The sequence below is a fragment of the Paraglaciecola sp. genome (assembly GCF_030730205.1).
Classification (GTDB): Bacteria; Pseudomonadota; Gammaproteobacteria; order Enterobacterales; family Alteromonadaceae; genus Paraglaciecola.
Map to the genome: position 1 here is coordinate 1 of NZ_JANQVQ010000328.1, position 3444 is coordinate 3444.

1 protein-coding gene is annotated in these 3444 nt (G+C 47.1%); it reads right to left on the reverse strand.

The genetic code is table 11. The features are described 5' to 3' along the window. Positions 1-247: 247 nt before the first annotated feature. Positions 248-3361, reverse strand: coding sequence for an efflux RND transporter permease subunit (locus tag NWQ57_RS21550; RefSeq protein WP_306024253.1), 3114 nt, complete (start codon positions 3359-3361; stop codon positions 248-250). Positions 3362-3444: the final 83 nt, after the last annotated feature.

Below are 3444 nucleotides of genomic sequence, written 5' to 3' on the forward strand. Positions count from 1 at the left end.
TTGCAGCCGTTGAGTAGAAGTTCTCTGGAAGGCAGCTGTGAACCTAAGCGGACAGTCGAGCGTTAACCCTGACTGAGATTCTGTGTCATTTGCGGATCTTCATTCGACCTTGATTGAGTTGGTGGTAATTGTAGCGTTCCGGACAATCAGCTTCTTATTGGTGAATACACAATTCAGTAGTCATTATCAGTTGTTTTGAATCTCCAGACGAAGAGCACCGTATCGTATGCAATACGGTGCCCAATAATCACACTTTGGTTGATTTCGAGTGCATCATCCGATACAAAATAGGCAACACTATCAATGTTAAAATGGTGGAAGAGATGATCCCGCCAATCACTACCGTTGCTAGTGGTCTTTGCACTTCAGCACCCGTCCCGACATTCAGTGCCATCGGAATAAAACCTAAACTTGCTACTAGTGCCGTCATTAAAACCGGACGTAATCTTGTGATAGCACCATCGACAATAGAGTTAATTAGGTCACCTGTTTCCATTACTCGCTGTCTAATGAATGACAACATCACTAAACCGTTGAGCACCGCAATACCAGAGAGCGCAATAAATCCGACTCCAGCTGATATGGACATTGGCATGTCCCTCATCCAGAGCGCGAAAACACCCCCAGTTAAGGCCAAAGGCACGCCAGTGAAGATGATCAAGGCATCACGAAATGAGCCAAACACGACTACCAGTAACACCAATATCAGAAATAGTGTAGCTGGCACCACGATAGACAGCCGCTGACTGGCACTTTCAAGCTGCTCAAATGTGCCGCCATAATCTAGCCAGTAGCCTGCTGGGAGTGCAACCTGTTCGGTTATTTTGATTTTTGCTTCGTCAACAAAACTACCCAAGTCTCGTTCTCTGACATTGGCGGTAACCACGACTCTGCGCTTACCGTTTTCTCGACTGATTTGATTGGGAACAGACGAGTAACCCAGCGAAGCAACTTCTGATAATGGCACAAATTCCCCATCGGATGTAATGATAGGAGTGCTGCCAATGGCATCTAAATCTGTGCGAATACCTTCATCAAATCGCACAAGCAACTCGAATCGTCTATCTCCTTCAAAAATTAAGCCAGCGATATTACCACCGATGGCCGACGCCAACCATTCCTGCAAATCGGCGACGTCCAATCCATAACGTGCCAACTCGACTGGCTTAGGGTTGATAGTGAAGATAGGGATATCATCGACCTGTTCAAGTCGTGCATCCGCCACGCCGTCAATTGATTGCAAAACGGTTAAGATGTCGTTTGCAGAAGCAACTAGCGTGGTTAAATCATCTCCAAATACTTTTATACCAAGGTCAGCTCTTACCCCACTGATCAACTCGTTAAAGCGCATTTGGATAGGCTGAGTAAACTCATAGTTATTGCCTGTCACCGCTTGCAAGTCTCGCTCAAGGGTTTCCACGAAATCAGCTTTTGATAGGTCAGGATCAGGCCACTGTGATCGTGGTTTTAGCATAACAAAGGTATCGGTTACGTTGGGCGGCATCGCATCCGTAGCGACTTCTGCGGTACCGGTTTTCGCAAACACTGTGAGTACCTGTTCGTATTCCATCAAGGTAGATTCAAGTGTTTTTTGCATGGCAACGGCTTGTTCAATACCCGTGCCTGGTATGCGCATGGCGTGCAGTGCGATGTCTCCTTCATCAAGCTGGGGAACAAACTCAGAGCCTAATCGCGTTGCCAACCATAAGCTGCCCACTACCAGCACGACTGAACCGACTAGCACTATCCAGCGTAATTTCAGTGCAAGGTGAATGATGGGGCGATAGGCGGATTTGGCTGCAACAATAATGAAGCTTTCTTTTTCACTGACTTTACCGCCCATAAACATCGCGACTGCCGCCGGAACAATAGTAATGGAGAACAGCATCGCTGCTATCAGCGCCATGATGACCGTTGCCGCCATTGGTTGGAACATCTTGCCCTCAACACCTGTCAATGAGAACAGCGGGATATACACGACAGTAATAATCAATACACCGAACAAGCTAGGACGAATGACTTCGTTGGTGGCTTGAAAAACCAGTTCAAGCCGCTCTTTAAGGGGTAAGACTCCGCCTGTGCGTTTCTGAGACTCGGACAAGCGCCTGATACAGTTTTCTACGATGATCACCGCACCATCGACAATTAATCCAAAATCCAATGCCCCAAGGCTCATCAGGTTGGCAGACACACCGGTATTAACCATCCCTGTTATGGTCGCCAACATAGCCAACGGAATGACCGCCGCAGTGATGAGCGCGGCGCGAATATTGCCAAGCAATATGAACAAGATCACGATGACTAATAACGCACCTTCCACTAAATTCTTCTGAACCGTGTCGATAGCTTTATCGACCAATAGGGTACGGTCATAGACTGGCTCAATGACAATACCATCAGGTAAGCTGGATTGAATGTCCTTCACCTTTTTGGCAACGGATTGAGCAACGGCTCGTGAGTTTTCGCCAACTAGCATCATTGCTGTACCTAAAACGGTCTCTTCACCTTCCTGCGTTGCCGCACCCGTTCTCAGCTCTTTGCCAATAGCGACACTGCCAATGTCTTTCACCGCAACGGGGACAGTATTAATGCGTTTTATCACCACATTTTCGATATCGCTAATTGTCTGGAGTTGACCTTGTGAGCGCACCAGAATTTGTTGCCCATTTCGCTCAACAAACCCCGCTCCCTGATTCGTGTTGTTTCGCGCCAAAGCACGATGGATATCACTTAGACTAATGTCAAAATTCAGCATAAGCTGTGGTTCAGGATTCACATGGTATTGCTTAACATAGCCTCCAATGGCGTTTACTTCAGTGATCCCTTTAACCAGTGCGAGCTGCGGTTTTACAATCCAGTCGTGTATCTCGCGAAGCGCCATTGCATTGTACGGCTCACCATTTTTTTGCATGGCATTTTGCTTGGCTCGCAAGGTATACATATAGATTTCGCCCAATCCAGTAGCGATAGGCCCCATTTCAGGCTCTAACCCTTCAGGTAGCTGACTTTTGATTGCACCCAATCGGGTATTAATGAGATTACGCGCAAAATACAGATCAGTGCCCTCATCAAATACCGCTGTTACCTGAGATAGCCCGTAGCGAGATAAAGAGCGCGTGTAGGACAGCTCAGGCAATCCCGCCAACGCTGTTTCTACTACGAATGTGATCCGTTGCTCGGTTTCCAAAGGCGAATAGCCCGATGCTTGTGTATTGATTTGCACTTGCACGTTGGTGATATCGGGTACCGCATCAATAGGTAATTTTTGATAACTGAATATCCCCATGCCAAGCACAAGGAAGATCAACATCAGCATTAGACCTCGTCGCGCGATGGACAAGCGTAATATGGATTCAATCATGTGTTAGCCCCCCAAATACCGAGACGTCTAACCATGTAGATGGCATTAAGTTATTAATGATCATGACCAGCCTCCGACTTTTC